This window comes from Streptomyces sp. NPDC049597 (genome assembly GCF_040675505.1).
GTDB lineage: Bacteria > Actinomycetota > Actinomycetes > Streptomycetales > Streptomycetaceae > Streptomyces.
Map to the genome: position 1 here is coordinate 1 of NZ_JBFAOY010000059.1, position 21259 is coordinate 21259.

17 protein-coding genes and 2 pseudogenes are annotated in these 21259 nt (G+C 69.1%); 12 read left to right on the forward strand and 7 right to left on the reverse strand.

Going from position 1 to position 21259, the window contains the following annotated elements; genetic code table 11:
• Positions 1-635: 635 nt before the first annotated feature.
• Entirely contained in the window at positions 636-1100 is a 465-nt protein-coding gene (locus tag AB0K02_RS33175) for a hypothetical protein (protein WP_365996333.1), read from the forward strand.
• A gap of 16 nt (positions 1101-1116) precedes the next feature.
• Entirely contained in the window at positions 1117-2160 is a 1044-nt protein-coding gene (locus tag AB0K02_RS33180; RefSeq protein WP_365996334.1) for a DUF6292 family protein, read from the forward strand.
• 13 nt (positions 2161-2173) lie between these two features.
• Here the strand turns inward: AB0K02_RS33180 and AB0K02_RS33185 are convergent, their stop codons facing one another.
• The 3 genes from AB0K02_RS33185 to AB0K02_RS33195 form a co-directional block, all read right to left on the reverse strand.
• The gene (locus AB0K02_RS33185) at positions 2174-2872 is read right to left on the reverse strand and encodes a hypothetical protein (protein WP_365996335.1); all 699 of its coding nucleotides are present in this window, start codon (positions 2870-2872) and stop codon (positions 2174-2176) included.
• 737 nt (positions 2873-3609) lie between these two features.
• The gene (locus AB0K02_RS33190; RefSeq protein WP_365996336.1) at positions 3610-6597 is read right to left on the reverse strand and encodes a hypothetical protein; all 2988 of its coding nucleotides are present in this window, start codon (positions 6595-6597) and stop codon (positions 3610-3612) included.
• A gap of 1880 nt (positions 6598-8477) precedes the next feature.
• Positions 8478-8681 (reverse strand): hypothetical protein, encoded by a 204-nt coding sequence (locus tag AB0K02_RS33195; RefSeq protein ID WP_365996337.1) that lies wholly within the window; start codon positions 8679-8681, stop codon positions 8478-8480.
• 300 nt (positions 8682-8981) lie between these two features.
• On the opposite strand from AB0K02_RS33195, the gene AB0K02_RS33200 reads away from it, so the two are divergent.
• Entirely contained in the window at positions 8982-9371 is a 390-nt protein-coding gene (locus AB0K02_RS33200) for a WYL domain-containing protein (RefSeq protein WP_365996338.1), read from the forward strand.
• A gap of 90 nt (positions 9372-9461) precedes the next feature.
• A pseudogene (locus tag AB0K02_RS33205) lies at positions 9462-9641 on the forward strand (XRE family transcriptional regulator); the annotation flags it as partial.
• 96 nt (positions 9642-9737) lie between these two features.
• Here the strand turns inward: AB0K02_RS33205 and AB0K02_RS33210 are convergent.
• On the reverse strand, positions 9738-10367 hold the full coding sequence (locus tag AB0K02_RS33210; protein WP_365996339.1) for a hypothetical protein: 630 nt from the start codon (positions 10365-10367) through the stop codon (positions 9738-9740).
• A 294-nt stretch (positions 10368-10661) separates the two neighbouring features.
• Here AB0K02_RS33210 and AB0K02_RS33215 point away from each other — a divergent pair, with 294 nt between their 5' ends.
• On the forward strand, positions 10662-10832 hold the full coding sequence (locus AB0K02_RS33215) for a hypothetical protein (RefSeq protein ID WP_365996340.1): 171 nt from the start codon (positions 10662-10664) through the stop codon (positions 10830-10832).
• Between the two features lie 209 nt (positions 10833-11041).
• Here the strand turns inward: AB0K02_RS33215 and AB0K02_RS33220 are convergent, their stop codons facing one another.
• Positions 11042-11812, reverse strand: coding sequence for a hypothetical protein (locus AB0K02_RS33220; protein WP_365996341.1), 771 nt, complete (start codon positions 11810-11812; stop codon positions 11042-11044).
• Between the two features lie 467 nt (positions 11813-12279).
• Here AB0K02_RS33220 and AB0K02_RS33225 point away from each other — a divergent pair, with 467 nt between their 5' ends.
• From AB0K02_RS33225 to AB0K02_RS33245, 5 genes are all read left to right on the forward strand, one after another.
• Entirely contained in the window at positions 12280-12597 is a 318-nt protein-coding gene (locus tag AB0K02_RS33225) for a hypothetical protein (RefSeq protein WP_365996342.1), read from the forward strand.
• A gap of 228 nt (positions 12598-12825) precedes the next feature.
• The gene (locus AB0K02_RS33230; protein WP_365996343.1) at positions 12826-13272 is read left to right on the forward strand and encodes a hypothetical protein; all 447 of its coding nucleotides are present in this window, start codon (positions 12826-12828) and stop codon (positions 13270-13272) included.
• A gap of 210 nt (positions 13273-13482) precedes the next feature.
• Positions 13483-13887: a hypothetical protein gene (locus tag AB0K02_RS33235; RefSeq protein ID WP_365996344.1), complete on the forward strand. Its 405-nt coding sequence runs from the start codon at positions 13483-13485 to the stop codon at positions 13885-13887.
• A gap of 277 nt (positions 13888-14164) precedes the next feature.
• On the forward strand, positions 14165-14389 hold the full coding sequence (locus AB0K02_RS33240; RefSeq protein ID WP_365996345.1) for a hypothetical protein: 225 nt from the start codon (positions 14165-14167) through the stop codon (positions 14387-14389).
• A gap of 421 nt (positions 14390-14810) precedes the next feature.
• Entirely contained in the window at positions 14811-15983 is a 1173-nt protein-coding gene (locus AB0K02_RS33245) for a hypothetical protein (protein WP_365996346.1), read from the forward strand.
• Positions 15984-17173: 1190 nt separating this feature from the next.
• Here the strand turns inward: AB0K02_RS33245 and AB0K02_RS33250 are convergent.
• A pseudogene (locus tag AB0K02_RS33250) lies at positions 17174-17293 on the reverse strand (AAA family ATPase); the annotation flags it as partial.
• Between the two features lie 100 nt (positions 17294-17393).
• Here AB0K02_RS33250 and AB0K02_RS33255 point away from each other — a divergent pair.
• Positions 17394-17888, forward strand: a complete 495-nt coding sequence (locus AB0K02_RS33255) for a hypothetical protein (RefSeq protein WP_365996347.1) — start codon at positions 17394-17396, stop codon at positions 17886-17888.
• Between the two features lie 1458 nt (positions 17889-19346).
• Complete coding sequence (locus AB0K02_RS33260; protein WP_365996348.1) at positions 19347-19763, forward strand: hypothetical protein; 417 nt, start codon at positions 19347-19349, stop codon at positions 19761-19763.
• A 723-nt stretch (positions 19764-20486) separates the two neighbouring features.
• Here the strand turns inward: AB0K02_RS33260 and AB0K02_RS33265 are convergent.
• Positions 20487-21170 carry a hypothetical protein gene (locus AB0K02_RS33265; protein WP_365996349.1) on the reverse strand — a complete coding sequence of 228 codons (684 nt, stop codon included), beginning with the start codon at positions 21168-21170 and terminating at the stop codon, positions 20487-20489.
• Between the last annotated feature and the right edge of the window lie 89 nt (positions 21171-21259).

Below are 21259 nucleotides of genomic sequence, written 5' to 3' on the forward strand. Positions count from 1 at the left end.
CGGCGACGTCGACCACGACGGCAAGGCCGACCTCTTCGCCCACCAGCGCAGCACCAACACGGTCTACCTCTACTCCGGTACCGGCGACCGCCACCACCCGTTCAGATCCCGCGCGATCTCGGACGCCCACACGGGCAACACGTACAACCACATGAGCTGAACCAGGAGCCTGACCGGGCGTGGCACCTGCCACGCCCGGGCAACGGCCCGGGGTGAGGAAAGGTCACAGCTCCACGCGGAGTTCCCGCAGGCCCTGATCACGAACCCCTCCCGCCACTCCAGCGATCGCGGGATCCATGGCTGAGGGTGTCTGGTTGCCGCCTGACTGATGCGTGACGGGGGCGGCCTGGCGACTCGTGGGCACGCAAAAGGCCGGCGCCCAATCCGCCGAAGCGGGTGGCAAGGGCGCCGGCCAACCGAAAACACACACTCCGCGGGAGAACCCGAGAGGCGGTCTCGCCAGCGAGTGTATCCGCCCGGCGCCACATGAGGTACGCGCTTCCTTGCCCACGGTGATGAAAAGAGGGTATTGTTGTCTCGTTGGCGTGTCGTGGCAGCACGCCAGCACCGAACACACACCTCACACCCGGAGCAGCCCGTGCCCATCTACCTCGCCCGGCGCGATGCAGACCATCATGTCCCAGGAGCTCGAGGCTCCCGCCGTCATCGACGCCGCACGCCACGCCGCCTCTGACAGCGCACGCCTTGCGTGGCCGGCCACCGCCGCGGCCGCGGCCGCCGAACTCGCCGAGCCCGCCCGCGACCTGGCCGACGCCGACGTCACCGTCCAGTGGCACTCCGACGACCTCGTCCTGCCGGACCCCACCTCGGCCCCGGGCGACACCGCCGGCATCCGCGTCCACACCACGCGCCGCGCCCCGCACGCCTGCTACGCCATCATCGCCACCGACCTCGTCCCGCTCACCCACGCCGCCGGCGCCCTCGCCTACCTGCAGCCGCTCATCGACGCCGCCGCCCGCAGACCGATGCCTGGCCGAGCCGGGCGAGCCGTGCCCGCCGAACTGCCTGCCGGACCCCGCAACCACCTGACGCCCGCCCCGGGCGGGGCGCCCTCGCCGACGCCCCGGCCCGCACCGTGATGGAGAAACGAAGAAGATGATCCGCGCCGGACGCCTGAAGTACGCACAGACCATGGCCGACCTGGCCGCCCAACTGGGCATGCCGCTCGGCACCTTCCGCAACAAGAAGCCCCACACTCAGGCAGGGCACCCCGCCCCGATCAGCTCGCCGACCTCGAGGGCGCTGCTGTGGGACAGTGAGCAGACGAAGGCCTTCCACGCCGGCCAGCCCGTCCCGGCTTTGCCCGAGGTCGACGACGACGAGGACCTGCTGGACCGCCACGAGGCCGCCGCCGAACTCGGCGTGGCGCCGGCCAGCTGGAACAAGTACAAGAGCGACCCCAAGTTGGCCGAGCATCTTGTCCTTGTCCCCGAAGAGGATGGTACGGAGCACTGGCCGCGCCGCGTGGTGCGCGAGTTCAAGGCATCCCGGCCCGGCCGCGGCGCCGGCGGCGGCCGCCGCACCGGCAGCGGCGACATGATCCCGCGCGATGAAATCCTGCCCCGGATCGCCGAACTCCTCGACGGCAACCCGGCCATCACGCTCACCGAGGTCGCCGACACCCTGGGCATCGCGAAGTTCCCCACCGCCCAGGCCGGCCTCGCCCAGCTCCGAGGCCGGCGCATCGCCGACCTGGTCGAGGACAACCCAGAGCTCACCCCGCTCGAGGCCGCCGAGCGCCTCGGCTACCCCACCGTCACCCACCGCGGCGCCGCGACGATCGCCGAGGCCGAGCTGCGCATCCGCCGTGCCCGCCCGTATCTGCAGCAGGTGGCCGACGCCCTGGCCCAGGCCGGCGTCGGCGAGCCTGTCCAGGTCGAGGTGCGCCAACTGGCAGGCGAGCACCTGGCGGCCGCCGTACCGCTCGCCGCCGGCCAGGGTTCGCCGGCGCTGGTGTGGGACGAGCGCTATGGATGGCGCACCGCGACCAGCCGCCGGCATCCGATCGGCAAGGACGCCGGCACCGCTCCGGAAGGTGAGGGCATCCGCTACCTCGGCAGCGGCACCCGGCCGGAGCCGGCCGAGTTGCTGGAGCAGCTGGCCGATGGCCGCAAGGGCTCCAAGCGCCCCAAGGCCTGAAGCCGCATAGGAGTCAGCCGGCCCGCGGATAGTTCGCCGCGGGGCCCACGGTGCCGGAGCCGAACCGGGCATTGAGCGCGTCGATGGCCTGCTCGGCACGCAGCCGGTGCTCCCGGTCGGCGTCGAAGGACAGCTGTTCGGCGACGGCTGCCGCGTCCACCAGCTGCTCGCAGCGCAGGGCGACCGCCCGCAGCCGGGCACGCTGCAGTCCCAGGGCTCGGTACATGTCGTACGAGGCGTCGCGCAGGTCGTCGGTGTGCGCTGACGGCCCGCCGGGCAGCTGGCGGCTGCGGTGGATCTGGGTGCGGTCGACGAAGGTCACGGTCAGCGTCACGGCCTTCGCCGCCTGCCGGCGTCTTCGCAGCCGCTCGCCGAGCTCGACCGCCAGCGACAGCAGCGCGGAGCGCACCAGCTCCGGCGCCAGCGTGTCGGTCGGGAAGCGGCGCTGCGCGGCCGCGCTGTGCGGCAGCTCGGCCGGCACCACCCGGCGGCGGTCGATACCGCGGGCACGCTCGCTCAGGAGCCGGCCCGCCTTCCTGCCCAGGACCCGCTGCACCGTCGCCTCCGGCAGATTCGCCAGCAGCCCGATCGTGTGCACGCCGTACGTCATCAGCGTCCGCTCCTGGGCGGGGCCGATGCCATGCAGCTCGCCGACCGGCCGCGGGTGAAGGAACGCCGCGACCGCCTCGGGACCGGAGCCGACCGCACGCACACCGCCCCGCCCCGGCTCCCGGGACCATCGCCGCGACCGTCCAGTTCGGCCCCACCCCGAGCACCACAGGCAAGCCGTACAGAGCAAGCGCCCTCGCCCTGATCATCCGGGCCAGCTCTGCCGGATCGCGATCGAAGAACCGCACGCTGCCGGAGACGTCCGCCACGACAGCGGACGGCGGCAAGGCCTGCACCACCGGCGTCACATCCGCCACCAGTCCGAGCAGCAGCCGGTACAGATCAGGATCCACATCCCGCGGGCAGCGCACATGGAGGATCGGCGAACCGGCACCCACGGCCTGGTCATGCTGCTCGTCCATGGCGACACCTCCCACCCTCACCGTACTCGAACAAAAATCGAACGCACATTGTTCGGGGCGCCCCGGCCAGGGCTTGCCCGCCTACTGTGCACTGAAGATGGCGGATGTGCACTGAACCTTGCGGGTCGTGCATTCGAGTTGGCGGGGCAGGGTGCCTCAAGGGGTTGACCTGGGCGTTTTCTCTGGATGGTCGGGCGCAGGGGCAGGTGTGGCCCGGGCCGCCACGCATGCGAGCCTGCGGCTGCTGTGGCGCGGATCAGGCAGAACGGTTCAAGGCCCGGCCGGCCCGGGCCAGGGTGATGGCGTCCGGCGGCGGGGCCGTCGGCTGACCACCGTCGGGCTGTGCCCGTCGCCGACCGGCCGCAGGGCCGCCACCCGGAGGTGGGGGCCCTGCGTCATGTCCGGTCCGGGCCGGGTGTCAGTTCACCACCCGCACGGAGTCGCAGCCCAGATAGGTGTACACCTGGCCGTCCGGGGCCCGGTACTTTCCCTTCAGGCAGGCGCGGGTCGAGTCGGGGGTCAGGCCCGCTTCGCTGGGCTTGAAGTGCATGACGTTGTCGGTGTCGCCGTCGCGGGTGCGCTCGTCCAGCTCGTAGGAGTCACCGGGGTGGCCCCTGCCGTGGACCTCCCGGGCGCCGGCTGGGGTGGTGGTGTTGAACAGCCGCTCCCGCAGGCCCCAGTACGTCTGGGACACGTCGATCGCCGTCGCGTCGAAGGCCAGTGGCAGGCCGTACTCGCCGACCCGGGTGGTCAGTGCGGCCAGGGTGGCGTCGGTGTTGAGGTTGATGGAGTTCGGGAAGCCGCCTGGCCGGACGTTGATCGCGATGGGCACCACGCAGTCGATCCGGAACGAGGTGGAGGCGGTGTTGTTGCTCGGGTCCGGGTCGACGTCCTCCGCGTTCTTCAGCGCCAGGCGGGAGTCCAGGTGCACCTGCTTCAGGCCCGGCGCGGTGCACGCGAGCTGCACCGCGTACGTGGCCTTCTGCGGCGTGCCCACGCGCAGCGCCGTCTGCTGAGCGGTCTGCGTCGCGGGTGTGACGGTGACGCCGGCTTCCGCGCCGGCCGTGGTGGTCAGCAGGGTGTCGATCGGGCTGGACGGGCCGGCGTTGGCGACGGTGACCTCCAGCGAGGCGGTGGCGGGCTCGCCGATGAGCACCTCCAGCGGGCTGGTGGCCCGGGCGTCGGTGATCCGTACGTCCGCCTTTGCGATGACCCTGGTGTCGGAGGTGGCGGTGTTGTCGGCCGGCCGCGCGTCCGGGCCGGCGAGGTTAGCCACCGTCGAGGTGGCGGTGACCGTCTTCGGGCCGCCGTTGCGGTAGATCAGGTCGGCCGGGACCTGGGCGCTGATCGTGTACTGGCGGTGCGCGCCCTGCGGCACCTCGCTGAGGTTGCAGGTGACCGTCCGGCCGGAGACCAGGCAGGGGCCGGTGGTGGTCGGGTCGGTGACGTCGGCGGGCAGCTCGGTGGTGATCTGGGTGGACGTGGAGGAGTTCGGACCGTTGTTGGTGACGCCGACCGTCCATGTCAGGCGCTCGCCGGCGGCGACCGGGTCGGGGGCGTCGGTGAGTGTCAGGGTGAGGTCGGTGGTGTTGCGGAGTCCGCGGATCCGCGCGGATTCCTCCGCCGTCGGGAGGGGCGGGTCCTCACTCACGGGCGGCGCGCCGCCGGCCACCGGGAAGCGGTTCGGCATGTAGGTCTGGACGCGGGCCCAGTCGTCGTGGCCCTGGAGCTTCTCGTCGGTGCTGGTGTTCTTGCAGTCGTCCGGGCCGGTCGCGTCGATGTTGACGATCTGCTTTGCATCGCCGTCGTCGCCGGGGCCCGTCGGGTTGTCGCCGTTCCAGTCGGGGTTCTGGTTCAGGGGGACGGTGCGCACGGCACCCGCGCCGTCCGAGAAGACGAACTGGTTCACGGTGTCGCGCGGGTCGAGCACCCGGTTCTCGCGGAGGTCGTCCTCCTGCAGCTCGGGCAGCACCGCCTGGGACCGGCCCGGCTCGGTCGGGCTGGGCGGCCGGCCGAACAGCGTGATGCGGGCGGGGGAGAAGTCGACGATCGTTCCGCCGCCCACGCGCGGGATGCCGTCCGGCATGGAGTAGCTCATGACGCTCACGTAATTGGGCTTGCAGTTGGGCTTCGCGTCCGTGCCCGCGTGGTGCAGCCCGAGGTTGTGGCCGAGCTCGTGCATCAGGGATCCGGCGTCGGTGCGGTAGAGGATGATGTCCGTACCGGCGCCGTAGCCTCCGCTGTTGCAGCCGGTGTCGGGGCCGGCGCCGTCGGTGTCGACGTCCTGGGTGGTGTAGAGGACGTAGTTGAACGCCTTCTGGCGCAGCAGCTGGAAATTGCGCGCCTTCGTGTTGCGGTAGTCCGTGTCGAGGTTGCAGTTGGCCAGCGGTGACGCGATCGGGTTGCCGCCGCCCAGGTCGTCGCCGACGATGCAGTCCGGGTCCTGGTCGTCCGGCCTGCCGTCTGTGTCGTCGTCGATGCCGTTGTCGCAGGTGGCCGGCTTGAAGTCCTCGACGCCCAGTTCGCGGTCGTTGCAGTTCGGATCGGCACCGTCCACGCCGTCCTTGCCGTCGTTGTCCAGTCCGTCGGTGCAGGTGCCTTCCGGTGGGCCCTCCATGGCCGTCTTGTCGTGCAGGCCGCCGGAGTCGACGTGCAGGGTGATGCCGTCGGCGCCGTCCGGGTTTGACAGCGGGGCCGCCGCGAAGGCGTGCTCGACCGCCTGGATCGCCTCGTGGGACGGCTGGGAGCCGTCCGAGTAGTCGAGTTCGACGAAGATGTCCTTGTGCAGTGGGTCCGCCTGGAGGGCCGGCAGGTCGACGGCGATCGAGTTGTCCGGGTTGCGCACGCCGAAGCGCTCGTACCGGTCGGCGATGCCGTCCTGGTCGGCGTCGCTGTGCTTGCTGGTGGTGATGGTCACGCCGACCGCGGCGCGCTTGCCGTCCCCGGCGTTGGGGAAGTTCGGGTCGCCGTCGCCGATGGCGCACACCTGGCCCTGCGGGTTCCCGGCGCGGTCGGTGCACGGCGGGTCCGGCGGGATGAACCCGTACGCGAGCGAGTCGCCGGTCCAGGTGTCGTTGAGGGCGTTGTACGTGAGGTTGAGGTCGATGTCCTGGTTCTGCGGGCTGATGTCCATCCGGTCGTCCGCGAAGTTCGTTCCGCCGTCCTCGTCCTTGATCTGGATGCCGACGGGGAACGTGGTCTGGCTGCCGGAGAGGGTGACCTGCTGCGTAAAGACCCACGGGTTGGGGATGGTGCTGGCGTGGAAGGCGTCGTCGGAGACGATCCGGCCCGTCTGGAGCGCGTTGTCCCCGATCTTCACCTCCGGATAGAACTCGCCCTCTTCGTCGATGCCGTCGTCCGGGACCTCGAAGCGCTCGAACCAGTCCAGGCTCACGGTGACGGTCATGGCCAGCGGTGGTGGGTCGGCGGCCGCGGCCGGGGCCGGTAGCCCAGGCATCAGCCACAGGCCGGGCAGGAGCAGGGCGGTCACCGTCGCGGCCGCGGCCAGGCGCCGTCCGAGACGAGTCCGGGCGGACCGCCGGGATGACGCCGGAGCGGCCGGTGGGGCGGCCGGGCCGGTGGAAGGTGGCGTGGAGGATGGTGGGGTGGAACTCGGCATTTCTGCCTCCCGTGTGGGTGTGAATCCCCTAGCTGGCACACGAACCGGGCGAGTGCGGAGCAAGGGATCATTCGCTGACGCATCGTGTCAGCGGGTGCGGCGCCCGTCCGCACCTTGGACTTGAGTTCCGCCCGAAGGGACGAAGCCGAAACGTTTCCCGACCCGGCGTGAAGGCGCTGAGCCGGGGGTGAGCGTGAAGGCTCGACCATCAGCAAGCGGCCGCTGCAGGGGTCCCGTCGCCGGCCGCCGCGATCGTCTACCGTGAGGGCCGCCTCTCGGCGGCGGGATGGAGCACTGCCGACGGCGCCCCGTGGACGGCCCTGGCCTGGTGCGGTCATCACGGCCATCTCGATGGCCCTGACCACCGTCGTCTGTTCCGGCGCCGGGCCCGGTAGCCCGTGAGCCCGCGCTCGGCCCCTGCCGGCTCTGCCACAGCCGCCAGCGGATCCGCGACCAAGGGCTGGGGCGGGGGGGCCGAACCGCCTTCGCCACCCGGCTCACCACGGAGCTGGACCCCATGGCCCGCGCCGCCCTGATTCTCGCCCCCGCGGAGACGACTCGTGCCCACCCGCACCCGCCGACAACCGCGTGGATCCGCGAGCTGTGGCAGGACCGGAGGCTTGCCCAGCTCCCTGACTAGCAGCAACGCATCGGGTACGTACCGGTATGGGACGCCTCCACTGGCCCGCCATCGTCGACCGCGCCCAAGACCGCACACTCTCGGCGCCGCGATGCCCCCCGCTGGCCGGTCTTCGCGGGACGGTACGGCTTCGACGTCGACCGGCCCGTCCAGCGGGAGGTCGAAGCCCTCGAGCCGGCCGAGCTCCAGCGCCTGGTCCTCGAAGCGGTGGAGTCCCATATCGACCGCTCCCAGCTCGCCCGGCAGCTCGCCGAAGAGCAGCGCCAGCGCCGGCAGCTGGCCGACTTCCTGCGCCAGTTCGACGGCTCGGGCGGTCTGTGAGGTCTGGGCAAGCCTGCGGGCGGCGCCCTCGAAGAGGGTTGCACCCACAGTTGTCTGCACAGTTGTCTGCACAGGCGGACCCAAAGTTGCACCGGAGGTACTACCGGAGGTGTGAACCCCCCTTCGTGATCTTGAGCGTTTTCCCTGGTCAGACCCCCTGGGTAAGCCCATCTCCTACGCCGACACCTCTAATTCGTTAGTAATTAGAGGTTCTGGATCTCTGAGGGGCCCGGGGCGGCGTTGGCCAGCCCAGGGCAGGACGTGCGTGGTCCGGTCGGTGCCGGGGTGACCCCTACGACACCTCCGACCGATCAGGTCTGTGGAAAGACCGGTGGCGCTGGGTGCCGGCCGGTCCTCGCACGTTCTGCCTCCGAAGGCCCGTCAGGTTCGGGAACCTTGATGGATGAGCTGCCGTACGGTGACGCGTTACTCCTCACGAGCCTTGAGCTCCCGCATCACTTCGGTGCCTCGTCCGCCGAACCCCGATTGCCTGCCCCGGCTCCGTTTGTCCGCTGCCCCGTCGCTCGCCAGCGCGCGGGCCAAGCGGCAAAACGAGCACGCTCGTAGCGCTCTCCTGCCACACTGAATGCGCCCCGCCGCCTCCCCCGTCGGCGGGGCTCTTGAGTCTCCGGCCGCCGCTCATCGCGTGCTGCTGGCAGAACGCGAAACGGCCCCGCCGGTGCGGGGCCGTTTTGTCGGGGCCGACTCAGTGTGCGTCCCAGTCGATGCGGCGGCGCTGGGGGCGGGGCGGCCCGCTGCCGGTGCGCAGGGCCCGCTTGAGCGCCGCGCGGTCCCGCTTGTGCGCCGCCCGCTGAAGCCATGTCCGGCTGCCGTCATTCAGGAAGGGGGTGAGCCAGGGCCGCTCCTCGTACTGGAGGTGCGCGGGGCGGTCGTGGAAAGTACGGGCCATCTCGGGGGCTCCTGTCCGCTGTTGACTTGTTGAGGTGCGTGTTTCTCGGTCGCCGCCCGGCTGCCACTGCCTGGCGACTGAGATAACTATATCCATCACACATCATAATGTCAACAGGGTGGCCGCGCGGGTATTACGGCACCCCGGGGTGCCGTCAGGGTGCCGTGAGGCTTCCAGGGGGAGTCGAGGTGAAGGGTGTTTTCTCCTCCTCTTGTGACGTATGTAGGATATAGTTGTCTTGTTCCTCGGCGGTGGCAGTCGGCCAACACCGAAGACACACCACGTCGCTGGGAGAGCCCGATGTTCAACACGATGAAGCGCACCGCCCGTCAGACCTCCACCCGCACCCTGGCCGACCTGATCCGCGCGATGGACGGCAAGCGGGCCGTGACCGTCACCTACATCGACAGCGACGGCGAAGAGTCGGTGCGCACCATCGAGATCCACGACATCCGCACCACCAGCAAGGGGCGCATCATCGTCCGGGCCATGTGCCGGATGCGCGGCGAGATGCGCACCTTCCACCCCGAGCGGATCGTCTCCTACACGATCCACCGGATGCGCTTCGTGCTGGACGCCCCGACCGGCGAGACCCGCTTCACCCATGCTGCGGAGACTGAGGCTGAGCTGATCTCCCTGGAGATGGACCGCGATTACCCGGACCTGAAGCCGCTGGTGCTGGCCGCGTAGGCCGCGCGGGCCCGCCCCTCACCGGGCGGGCCCGCCGTCCCGGCCCACCCCCTTCAGCACTGCGCGGCGGCGCGGCGCACACCTCCCGCGCCGCCGCAGTACGCCGCCCGTCTCTTCGAGGCACAGGAGCAGGGCGCCACCGAGCAGCGTCTGCGGGAGATCGCGGCCGAAGGGCTCAAGGAGGTGTACTTCCAGGACAGCGGCCGCCGCGCCGGCCAGCTGGAGGAAGTCCGCTTCACCGACATCGAGCACCTCGAGTTCGACCTGTAGCAGCCGCGCCCCGAACAGCCGCGAGCCCGGACTGTGACTGAGCGTTTCAGTTGGCGGTTGAGTACTTCCGTTGGCGTGATCCGCCTGGCCCCGATCTCAGGACTCCTTGAGCCCATGCTCGGCCGCCTGCTCGGGTGTGTAGAGGTAGAGGCTCTCGCGAAACGCGTCAGCGAATGCCTCGAAGGCTTCCCCGTTCTGTGGCTGGACGGGTGGAGGGAAAGGTAGGTCGCTTGCGCGGCGAGGCCATATTCGGGCGACGGAGAGGTGGAACTCACGCGCGTGCTGGATGACGACGTCCACGGCTGGGAAATAGACGTAGATACACAGATGCCCGATCTTCATGGGGCAGAAGAACCCGACCGGCTGAGGGGTGTCGGGAGTGGATACACCTGTGAGGTCGATCCGCACGGTGTGACTGGTGACAGTGGGGTTGCGTTCGGGGCAGGACCCCAGCCAGACCCGCGTTCCACCAGGAATCGCTCGGTGAGTACGCATTCTCCGGAGCTGATGAGCTGGCAGGAGAGGCTCCTGCTGAACCTGGTCTGCCATCATCGCTGTCTTTGTTGCCCAGAGCGCTATCTGGCGTTGCTGCTGGAGGGAGATGAGATCAAGGCTCTGACGGATGATCAGTGGTTCGTGGGCGTCCTTGGAGGAATCTTCAAGCTGTGACATCCAGCCGTTGTTGCACGGGGCACACACCTTCTTGACGGTGAAGTCCAGGCCCACACTCTGTCTAGTCACATCGAAGGCGCCCGTCCCGTAGCGGGACTGTTAAATCTGCTGTCTCCCTGGCGGAAGATACTGGTTCAGCCACTGAGGGAAGACATGTTCCTTAGTGACAGGAGAACTACCGCAGAAGACGCAAGACATCAGCAGATCGTAGCGAACTGGGTCCGGTGGCCCTCCGCACCGCCGAGGGGCTCCGAGCGATCCTGGATTCACATCCCGCCGGTCTTCGGTCAGAAGAACTTCCAGCACGTCGTCGCCCACGGGCCGTGGGGCAGGACCGAGAAGGTGTACATGAAGCAGCTCACGGAGTTCCGCGCCTCCGCCGATGACGCACTGCACCGGCAGATCGGTACCCGGACCAGCCGCTTCAGCATCGGTGACCTTCCGACCCGCGCCAGCGTCAACGCTCTGCTGGAGGGCGTGCTGGACCACCTTCCCGCCCTCGAGCAGCAGGAGGCATAACAGTGTCGGGGCGCGTGTCAGCCGTCGAAGCCCTGATCGCCTGCCCAAGGAGGCCCTGCGCTTCGCTCACTGCGCTGCCGTGGCTATGGATCGCGAGTACGCACCTTGGAGGACTTCCTCCGCGGGGGTCGGATGTTCACGCACGCGATGCCGGGTTCAACGGCGGGCCGCCGCCCCGGTTACGGCGCGGTCGGTGACCGTCGACCACGTCACACGCCGGTGAGTCCGAGGCGGCGGGCCAGTTCGTCCACGGCGGCCCGGTCCTGATCGGACAGGTTCTTGCGCACGCCCAGGGAGATGCCCACGTCGGGGTCGTCGAGCGTCGGGGTCATCACGGCGGCGCCCACGAACGGGGTGGTGTCGGGCAGCCGCATCGCCAGACGCTGCGCCCAGACCGGCTGCGGGCGGATCCAGGCCATGCCGGTGCGGGCGGCGTCGAAGAGGAGGATGGTGGGCTGGGTGTTGGCCTGCCGGAGCTTCTGCTCGTCTTCCAGGGTGGCCAGCACCTCGTTCTCCACGTCCATCAGGTGGGGACCCGGCTCGTTGCCCCAGAAGCCGCCGGTGACGATGATCCGTGAGCCGCTCGTGAGGTCGGCCGCCTGGCGGATCCCGACATGGAGCAGGAAGCGCTTGCGGGCCGACCAGGGCTGGTCCACCTCGGTCACCGCGGTGCCGAAGTTCTGGCTGCGCGCCCGCTGGACGGTCTTTTCGACCACCTTGGCCCTCACGTCGGCCTTGATGCCGAGGAGCTGGGAGTCGGTCCTCAGTTCCACGAGGACCGGCGGGGTGATGCCGGTGAGCGCGGCGGCGAGTTCGTCGCGCAGACCCTGCACGCCGTCCAGACGGCGGGCCTTGACCTCAATGGCGAGGTCCATCCCACGCAGCACCAGGTCCGGCTCGGTGGCACCGTTGCGCCGGCCGAAGTCGAAGGGGATCCCAGTGCGCGCGAGCTTGGCGCCGGCGACCATCTCGGCCCGCACAATCAGCAGGTCGTCGTTGAAGATGCGGGCGTTGCTGAAGTCGCGAATTATGCTGGCGAGACGCTCGGGCCGTGCCCTCTTGTTGCGGCTCTCTTGGAGGTGAGCAGTCCTTACGTACTGACCAGGGAGTTGCTCATTCTTGGGGAGCGGAGTTCGGTAGAAGTTACTGAAAGGTAGGGTTGATGTCGGTTGAGTGTGGGTCTCTGTGAGTTGGCTTGACTTGCGGTTTTGCGTGATGGCTCGGGGGGCTGCTCAGCAGGAGCGTTGGTTGCTCAGGGGCCACGGGCCGCCGGTAGTGGCTGTCGAGGGGCGCTGGTGCGAAGGCGCGGAGTCGGCCCAGGCCCGTGGCGTGGCATCTCTTCATCGGGCCTGGGCCGAACCGGACGGGCCCGGCCCGTAGGGTGACTTCTCGTACCAGCCCGGGCAGCCCTGGGCATCACATGCGAGCAATAGCGGGGGAGCACGCGATGCACGGGACCCAGGACACCGAGGTGACGGATGTTCAGATCAGGCTCGACTCGGCGACTGACCTCGACGATCACCTGGCGCTGATCGGGTGGCTCCGCGGTGAACGCGGCCTCCAGGGGCGCGTCCACGTCGTGTCCGCCACACCCGCGGAGAACGAGCTCGGTGCCGGTCTCGAACTGCTCACGGTATTCCTCGGTTCCAGCGGTATCGCCACCGTCCTGGCCGGTTCCCTCGCCACCTGGCTGCAGAACCGCCGTACCCCGACCAAGATCCGCATCTCCATCACCCGGGACGACCGCACCCCTCGAGACCAGTGACGCCGCCGAGGCCGAGACGCTGATCCGGCGATTCCTGGGAGAGGACTCCGATGGAGTCTGACGACTGCCGCCTGGCACTCCCGCAGACCGGCATTGCGACCAGGCGCTGGACGCGGGGCAACTTGTCCTCGGCCTGCTGCCAGTGCACGGGGAGCGGTGATGCTGACGCATCCTCTGGCGGCCGTCGTCGACCGCATAGACCCATCTGGTGTGTAACGCGCCGACGACGTGGCTGACGTGCTGCAGGTGGCCCGGCCGCACGTCTACACCCTGCACATGGTGGGCTGGCTGCCCGGCGCCACCCGGGTGCCCGGACCCGGCCGGCAGTGGCAGTGGAGCGGCGAGGCGCTACTGAAGGTCGCCAGGCGGCAGCGGCCGCCTCGGTTGGATCACAACCGCTTCTCACCGATCGTGCTGTGGCGAGTCGGCTGCCGGTGCCAGCGGTGCCGTGCGGCCCACGCCAGCGCGACGACCTCCGAGAAGCGGGCGATTGCCGATGCTCTGTTCTCCGAAGAGAAGCGGGCCCAGCTCCTTGAGCTGGTCCGTGCGGGGACGCCCGTGGACGAAGCGGCCGAGCAGCTCTCTGTATCGCGAGGGCAGGTGTACGGCATGGCTAACCGCGACGCCGAGTTTCGCGAACGCCTTGACGAGGCGGGGTGGGCGCTGTGCCAGTAGGGCCAGGACAGCGCCGGCTGTTCGACTGCAGGGGCGTACAAGGCGGGATGCCGCGGTACGGGGTGCCGGTCTTGGCGGCGGGCTAGCTCTGCTGCGGAACGCGCGCAGGCGTGAACGAAAGCCGCTTGATGCGCCCTGAGCGCATCCTGCATATCCCTATCGAAAGCTGAGAGTCTGATGATGACGACTACACCCGCTCGCCTGCCCGTGATGCCCAGGGAGGTGCCCGTGCTCGTCGAGACGCCCCTGTCCGACCGGCGCGGCCCGGCGGACACCGATCAGTGGTGGTGCCAGGCCAACTGGCGGCCACCGCACCGTGACGTCCGTCTGTGCGTCATGCGGCCCGGCCACCCCGACGAGGACTTCATCGCCGTGACGGTGCCCGCTGATGACCTGGACGAGGCCGAGGACTCAGCGCCGTATGGTCTGGACGTCGCGCGGCACATCGTGCGGCTGATCAACAACCGGGACGACGCCGAGGCCTGGGCCGATCTGAAGACGCTGCTTGGTCCAGCAGGGCCGATGGGCGGCCAGTCGGCGAAGGCGTGGCACCGGCTGCTGGAGTGGCTGCCCAAGACGCACGAGGAAATTCCGACGTACACGCTCGACATCTGAGCGGATGACCTGCCAAGCCACGGCAGCGGGCAGGACTCGTGAAGCCGGTCTCCGCACTGACTGCTGTGGCATAGTGGCCGTACTGCTCCCCGCCGCTGCGGGGATGATCTGGGCTCCTTTGCGCCCCCGCCGTCGCCGGGATGAACGCCGGCCGCGCGACCCCTCGCGTGGCCTCTCGATGCGGCAAGGCCTGCGGGCCTGCGATCCGAAACAAGGACACGATCATGATGACCCAGTACAGCGAGAAGACCATCCCGGCCGTCACCGTCGCTTCCTGGTGCGGCAGTTGCTCGACGCCCCGTCCGACGACCCAGTGCTGTACGTGTCCCACGAGTCCGAGGAGCCTCAGCTCGATGTGTGGGCAGCGGCCTACGTTCCTCACGACGACACGGTCGTGCACCGCTGGGAGCTGCTCGACGCCCTGGGCGATGCGCCGGACGAGGACATCTGGGACCACCTTGCCCTGCTGCAGGAGACCGTGGAGGAGATCGTCGGCCACTGAGCGCGTGCCGTACGGTGGGCAGTCGATGCTGCAAGGGCCGCGAGCCTCGGCACGAGGTGAGGCCCGGAATGCTGTCCGGGCCTCACCTCGTCTTGCGCTCTGAGAGTTGAGCGCCGGAGGATGCCGGCCACCACATTTGGTAGGAGCCCTCTGACGTGCCCTGGGCTACCGCTTCGCGACCTTCTGCATGCGGCCGCGGACCGCGTCGAACACCGTGGAGTCGTCTGGGTCGGCGAACGTCACGAGGAGGTGACGTTCAACTCGGCGCGCTGGATGCGTGGCTTTATTGAGCCGTAGTGACTTGTCGACGGGCTTGGGAGGCACCCCGATCCATGGTGGCGTGGTGTTGTTCAGTTGGGGAGGCACCAGAATCGAGCACGGCGGCGACGGCCTCGATCTCGACGATCTTTAGGGGCAGGGCATGTCGATTCGGAAGCAGGCCGCGCCGCCAAGGCTGATCACGGTCGGCGACGTGGTGGTCGCTCATTCGCGGGATCTTGGGGAGTGGACAGCCGCGCAGATAGTCCGGCTCGATGCCGATTCCCAGACAGCGGCCGTACTCGAGTTGGACTGGTCCGGCCCCGAGCCGTCGTCCGTGGCCGACCTCGGCGACGTCGCCCCGCTCAGGCTTACCCACCACTCATGGAACGGGGCGCTGTCCTTCTGCAACCACGCGTGGGTCCTGCCCCGCAGCCACAAGGTCGTCGGAGCGATGCCCCTGCTCCACGACAAACCGGCGAACTGCTGGGCCTCCGGATGGCGCCTGGGTGATCAGCTCGCCCGGCAGCGGCGGTGGGACAGTGGTGTCCACGAGGACCCGATCGCAGCCTGGAAGGCGGAGTACACGGGAGAGACGGTCAATGAATTCCTCAGCCAGCCGATAGCACCAAGACCAGAGGTCACCCACCTGACGATCACGGACATCGATTTCCTCGACTGCGCGCAGCTCGTCCAGCGTTTCCCCGGGGCGGCCTGGCTCCATCTGCACGGACGCCTTGGCCTCCTCTCCGCCGCGGGCGAGCTGAACCGGCTGACCTCTCTCCAGGGGATCCGCATCGTTGACCTGTTCGGGATGACCGGAGAAGACCGTCTTCGACCGCAGTGCGTGCCAGAGCTGGAATCAGTGGACCTCCACAGCATCCCTGCCGAATACGCCTCAGCCATGCGCAGCACCTGGCGCCCCGAGATTCCAGCGGGCACCTACGTGTCCGTCGTCCGGGCCCGCAAGGCCGAATGGGTCGAGGAGAACCGGAACAACCCGTTGCGCGACTGGGACGGTCGCGAACACATCAGCACCACCACCTTCAAGAGGGCTGTCGCCCAGTACAAGACGACACGGAGGGCGCTCCTTCAAGTGTTCGCTGAAGAACCCGCAGACGTCCGGTCGACACGCATGGAGGAGATCGGGCGTGCATATGGTGAGGCGTTCAACAAGCTTGACCGCCGATCGGGCTTCATCGAGACCGCTGAGCGCGAAGAGCTCTTCGCCGCCCTCGACCACATCCTGAACGAGGCCGAAGCCCTCCACGGCCCTGGCCTCGAAGGCGCCCGTGACAGTCTTATCGTCGGAGTGGAGTCCGTCCGAGACTGGTAGCGAGGCACCCATCGTCCTGCCACGCCCCCGTCGGTTCCGCCTTCCCTTCCTTCGCCGCCCTACGGCAGTGCCGTCATTTCTGCTCGACATTCACGAGCCGAGTGATCACCCCTCGTATTGGAGCAGGGGGGACGCGGGGCGGGCTAGGGGGCTTTGCATAGCCTGCACCACCTGTCATCCTCGAGCGCGGCCTTGAGTTCCCGCACGAGTTGGCCTCGGGACTGCGGATTCACGTCTCTCCGGAGGCGAGTCGTTCCTGGTTCACAGAACGAAGTGAACCCGGCGACAAGAGTAACGACCTGTTCCGGGTGGCGCCGGCCGAGTTCCTCACGGGCGGTGCGTTCCGCCGCATACCAGGGCTCCCGGAGTTCGTCGGACCACTGCGCGGCCGTACGCCCCAACTGCCTCACGTGCATCTGACACTCGCGCCACCGATGCGCCAGAGCACGGATGGACCTGCGCCGGTTGATGATGTCCCAGACATCCTCTTCCTTCATGGCGTGCAACTCCCGCATGTCAAGGGCAGCAAGGGAGGTGGTGAATTCGGGCGTAACCCCAGCCAGTTCGCAGTGCCGGTCACGCAGCTGCTCCAGAGCTGTGGCCCAGATGCGCAGCAACAGCGGATGCCGAAGGTCGTCACAGCGTTCCTGCTGATGGCTTCGTACACTTCAAGCAGCAGCGTTTGTCTGCCTGTTTGGGCAGTAGTTAGCGATCTTGAGGCTCATGGGTGTTCACGAGAAATGACGTCACTGCCTGAGCTTGGTGGCCAGCAGTCCGTTGCGCGGCGGTGAGGCCGGGGAAGCCGATCGGCTGCCGTATCCTTCTGCCGTGGCGAACTGGGGGCGGTCTCTGGCGGATGCGTTTTGGGCTTGGGACCGGGCCCTGGGCGGGCAGCGGCGTCCGACGCGGATCCAGAAATGGGTGGCCCGACACCCGATCGGCACGGGCCTCTGTGTCGCTGTGCCCTTCACCCTCTTCTGCTTGTTGCTGTCGCGTGAGGAGGAGCCGGATGATCCCCTGTTCGCTGTGATATTCGGGCTGCTCATGGGGCTTGTCTTCGGTCTTACGGCCGTCTCAGAACGGCTCCGGCAGCGTCGGCTCAAGCGTCTGGGAATATGGGACGGATCTTGAAAGGGCCGGGCCCGGAGGGATGGCAGTTCTTGGCCCCGGCTGGTGAGACGTGCGCGGGTTCAGCCGGTCTTGGCGGGTGCCTCGGCTCGGGCCCGGGTGGAGGCGAGCCGGTAGGAGTCGGTGCCGGTCTCGATGATCGTGCCGTTGAAGGTCAGGCGGTCGACGATGGCCGCGCAGAGGCCCTGCAGCGGGGTGGGCAGAATCATCGTTCCGCGGCTCGAGCCCCGACGAGCGCGGCACACTGGGAGCAGTCGAGGCGACGGTGTGCGGGAGGTGGGCGTGCCTCAGGATCAGCGCCTGGTGCAGACAGCAGTGCTCGGCAGCGCGGAGTCGGAAGTTCCGGTCATGCTGCCGATGAATGCGGCCGATCTGGATGGTTTCCGCCGACAGTACGCCGGTGAGTCGTTCTGGTGCGGGCGGTGGCTGGGCGGGTGCGGAGGCCGCCTGAGCGACAAGCGGTATGAACAGCGCGTCTGTCACTTCTCCCACGTGCCCGACCCGGCCCGCGGTCCGTGCCGCCGGGCGAATGTGGGCATCACCAGCGCCGATCACCTCTACATCCGGCAGCAGATCCTGGGCTGGCTGGCCGGCCAGGACATCGCCGCTGTGGCCCGCATGTCCGAGGGCGCACGGCTCGGCGGCGAGGTGCTCTTCGATCCGGCTGCCTACGGGTGTCTGCGTGTGCTGCTGGACCAGGACGCCGCCGCGCCCCTGCCGCAGAGGGCAGCCAGACCGTACTGGGCCCCGGTGTCGCCCACGATCCGCACCAGTTGACCGTCCACGGCTACGTGCTGCGGATCCGCTGTGACACCGAAGGCGCCCACCGACGCGTCATGATCGGCACCCAACTCCACTCCGGGACCCAGTGGTTCGCCCTGGAGGAGTGCCGGCTCGAGTCATGGGGCCTGTCCACCCCCGCAGTCGAGAACATACGCCGCCTGCGCGCGACCCACCGGCCGATCACCGGCCCCGTACCCCGCACTCCACGCCCTGTCCGTCCCGCCCGGCCGGTGGCCGCGCCCCAGGCACAGGAGGACCGCAACCAGGCGTTCGCTGCCCTGCAGCGGGCCGTCGACGACGGCCGCGGGCTCAGCGAACTACGGCACTGCCTCAACCTGGCCGAGGCCACCGCACACGGCGGCGCCACCGCCGCAGAGAACGCACTGCTGCGCGCCGCGGGCGACATGCTGCTGCGCTTGGAACGAGGCGTCGGTGTCAGCGCGCCTGCCGTCCCCTCACGCCGCCGGGGCCGCCAGGGCGAGCGCTCCGCGCCTCCCGGCGCGCCCGTGGCCCCGGCTGTGAAGAAGGCCGGTTCACGGCAAGCCGCCCAGGCCGTCTCCGACCTCCTCGACAGCCTCAACCGGCGCCGCGGCCGCCTCACCCCCGCCGCGCAGCTGCGCCTGGTGAACCAGCTGACCGCCAGGGCGCAGGAGGCAGGGAACTGGCTGACCAGCAGCCAGCGCGCCGGGGTAGCGGCGTGGGAGAGCACGCCCCCGCCGGCCCCGCGACCGGCTGTTCGACCGGTCACCGTCCCCCCGCCCCCTGCTGCCGATCGCAGCGGGGGCTCCGTCCGCACACGGCAGCGGTCCGCGCGGGACAAGGCGCTCCCGATCCCCATGCCGACCGAACTGGACACCGTGGCGGAAGCAGCCCGCGACGTCCTGGAGCACGCCGCGCGCCTGGGCAAGACCATCACCTACAGCCAGCTGTGCGCACAGGTCAAAGGGCTCGCTGCGCTGAGCAGCGACAAACAGCGCCAAGCGCTCAAGCAGGCCTCCAGCCCCTCTGGCTGCGCTGATCACCACGGACGACGGGGAAGTCCACCCGCACTACCGTCGACTGGCCCAACAGGCCGGGCACCGCCTGCCCGACGACGCCACCGCGGCCCGCACCGCATGGCAGACCACCGTGGCGAAGGTCCACCACCACTACCAGCCCAGGACGTAGCGGCCAGCCGCCCGTCCAGGCACGAACATCGCCGCGGAGATGCCATACGGCACCGCGTCGACCGGCTCCCGGTGTCGGCAAGGGTGCGCGCCCCGGGTGCCTGTGAACCGGCGGCAGGCCGCCGGTTCACCTCCCGGCACGTCTCGGTGCGGTGTGGTGGCGGCGGGCTCTGGAGGGACGGCGCCTTCGAGTCCCGGGGCCGGCGGGCTGCGGTTACGGGGGAAACCCCTGGTCGCCTGCCGATCGGGATGGCAGGCTCGGCCTCCACTCGAAGGGAGCTCCGCGATGACCGACGAGCCGGAGACAGAACGCATTGACTGCACCGACTGCTTCGCCCTCCCGGGCCCCGACAACACCCGCATCGCGTACGTGAAGACCGGTGGTGGCATCAGCGAGACCTGGCACACCCCCGACTGCCCGGCCCTCGTGATCATGGAGATCAACTTCGAGGAAGGAAGCCAGCGGGTCCGGGAGCAAGATGCGTGGGCCAAGGGCGTCTTCCCCGCCGTACACGAGCGGCTCAAGCAGGCCGCCGCCGCGATGCCCGCCGACACCGCCGCCAAGCCCTTCATCGACGCCCTGACCGAGCTGGTCCAGGCACAGGCCGACACAGAAGGCTTCGTCGTCCTGCACCGCTGGGCGGAGATCCTGGAACAACACTTCCCGCCCGACCTCCCCGACCCCGACCGCACCACCGAGTAGCGGCACCGAGCAGCGCCCGGAAGGGCGCCCGCATGTCCTTTTGCGATGCGTGAGATGGCTTCGTACGCAAAACCCGCCCTGCATCGCGCTGGCCCCTCCCGCTGCTGCGCCGCAACTGCTCCGGAGAACGCTGGTCGGCTACGGCGGCTCGTACCAAGTGAACCTGGACGACGAAGAAGCCGTCGGGCTGGGCGGGGTGGAGCTGATCAGGGCCGCGACGGGCAAAGCGGCCCGGGAGCTGGGCTGGAAGGTCTCCGTGACGCCGGCTTCCCGTGATGAAACGCGGGAATTCCTGGACTTGTGGTGGCCTGTGGAGCTGCGTCGGAGAGGGGGCTTCTGCAGGCGTACAGCTTGCGATGACTGACGGCCCGCTGCCCTGCCACGCCAGTCGAGCGATGCGGCAGGTGGAGCGACCGGCGGCGTGACCAGGTGGTTATGCATGGGCCACCGCCGTGGTGGTCGCATCGACCGCCCAGACCCGCAGCGTGTGTCTGCTGTCGGTGACCTTCGCCAGCGCGTGTGCGGTGCCTGCGCTTGAGTGGATGGGGTTGGTCACCTGGATAAACACGTGAGGTGGCTGCTTCCCGTTGGATGGCCCCCGAGGTTCGCCGACGTGTTGTTCGGCAACCTTGTGGGGGGAGCGGACAGGAGGGAGTAACGGAAGCAGGACGGGCACGACCCGCAGGAGTGCCGCGCCCGGGACTCGGCTTCATGCGACTCCCCTCAGCTGCGGGCCGATGCGAGGTGGGGCCGGCTCGCCACGGTGTCGCGCAGGAAGGTGCGCTTGGAGTAGTACGTGCGTTCCGTCGCCATGCCACCCGCAGTGAGGTAGTTCTGCAGCCAGTTCCCGATCCGGTCCATCTCCGCCAGTACCTCGTTCGGATCGTGCTCCAGGAGGGTGCGCGAGCGCCGGTACTCCAGCTCGCACTGCGACAGGACCGCGTCCGGTTCGGTGAGGAGTGAGCAGTGGTCGAGGAACATGCCGTAGATGTGTCCGGTGGCCATGGACTCGCACTGCACGTCGTACCGGACGCGGCGGAATGGGGGCATGGCCGTCACCTGAAGGCCGAGCTCGTTCCGCAGGTACTCCTCGAAACCGTGCGGCGGGAGGTCCAGTTCGGGGTAGAGCCGCTCGCGGCGTGCGAAGGCGTCCTGTGCGAACCACTTCCGCTTCAGCACGTGGCCGCCGTCTATGGTGCGGACGAAGGAGGCGTAGCCGAGCTCGCTCTCGGGTCCGGTGACGTCGAAGAGGTGGTTCTCGGTGAAGTAGGTCTGGAACTCGTCCCGGTACTCGGGCCGGCAGCCGTCCAGGGCGCCGTGGCGCAGGGCCTTCAGCAGCTGCTTGGCGGTCGCCCAGATGTCGGTTCCGGGAGTCAGGTTGTACTTGTACTCGAGCTCAGTGCACACGCGGGTCACTGTGACCGAGGACGAGCGGTCCCCAGGCCATCACGTAGTCGACGTACCGGTCGCCGTCCAGGTCCCAGACGTGTGCGCCC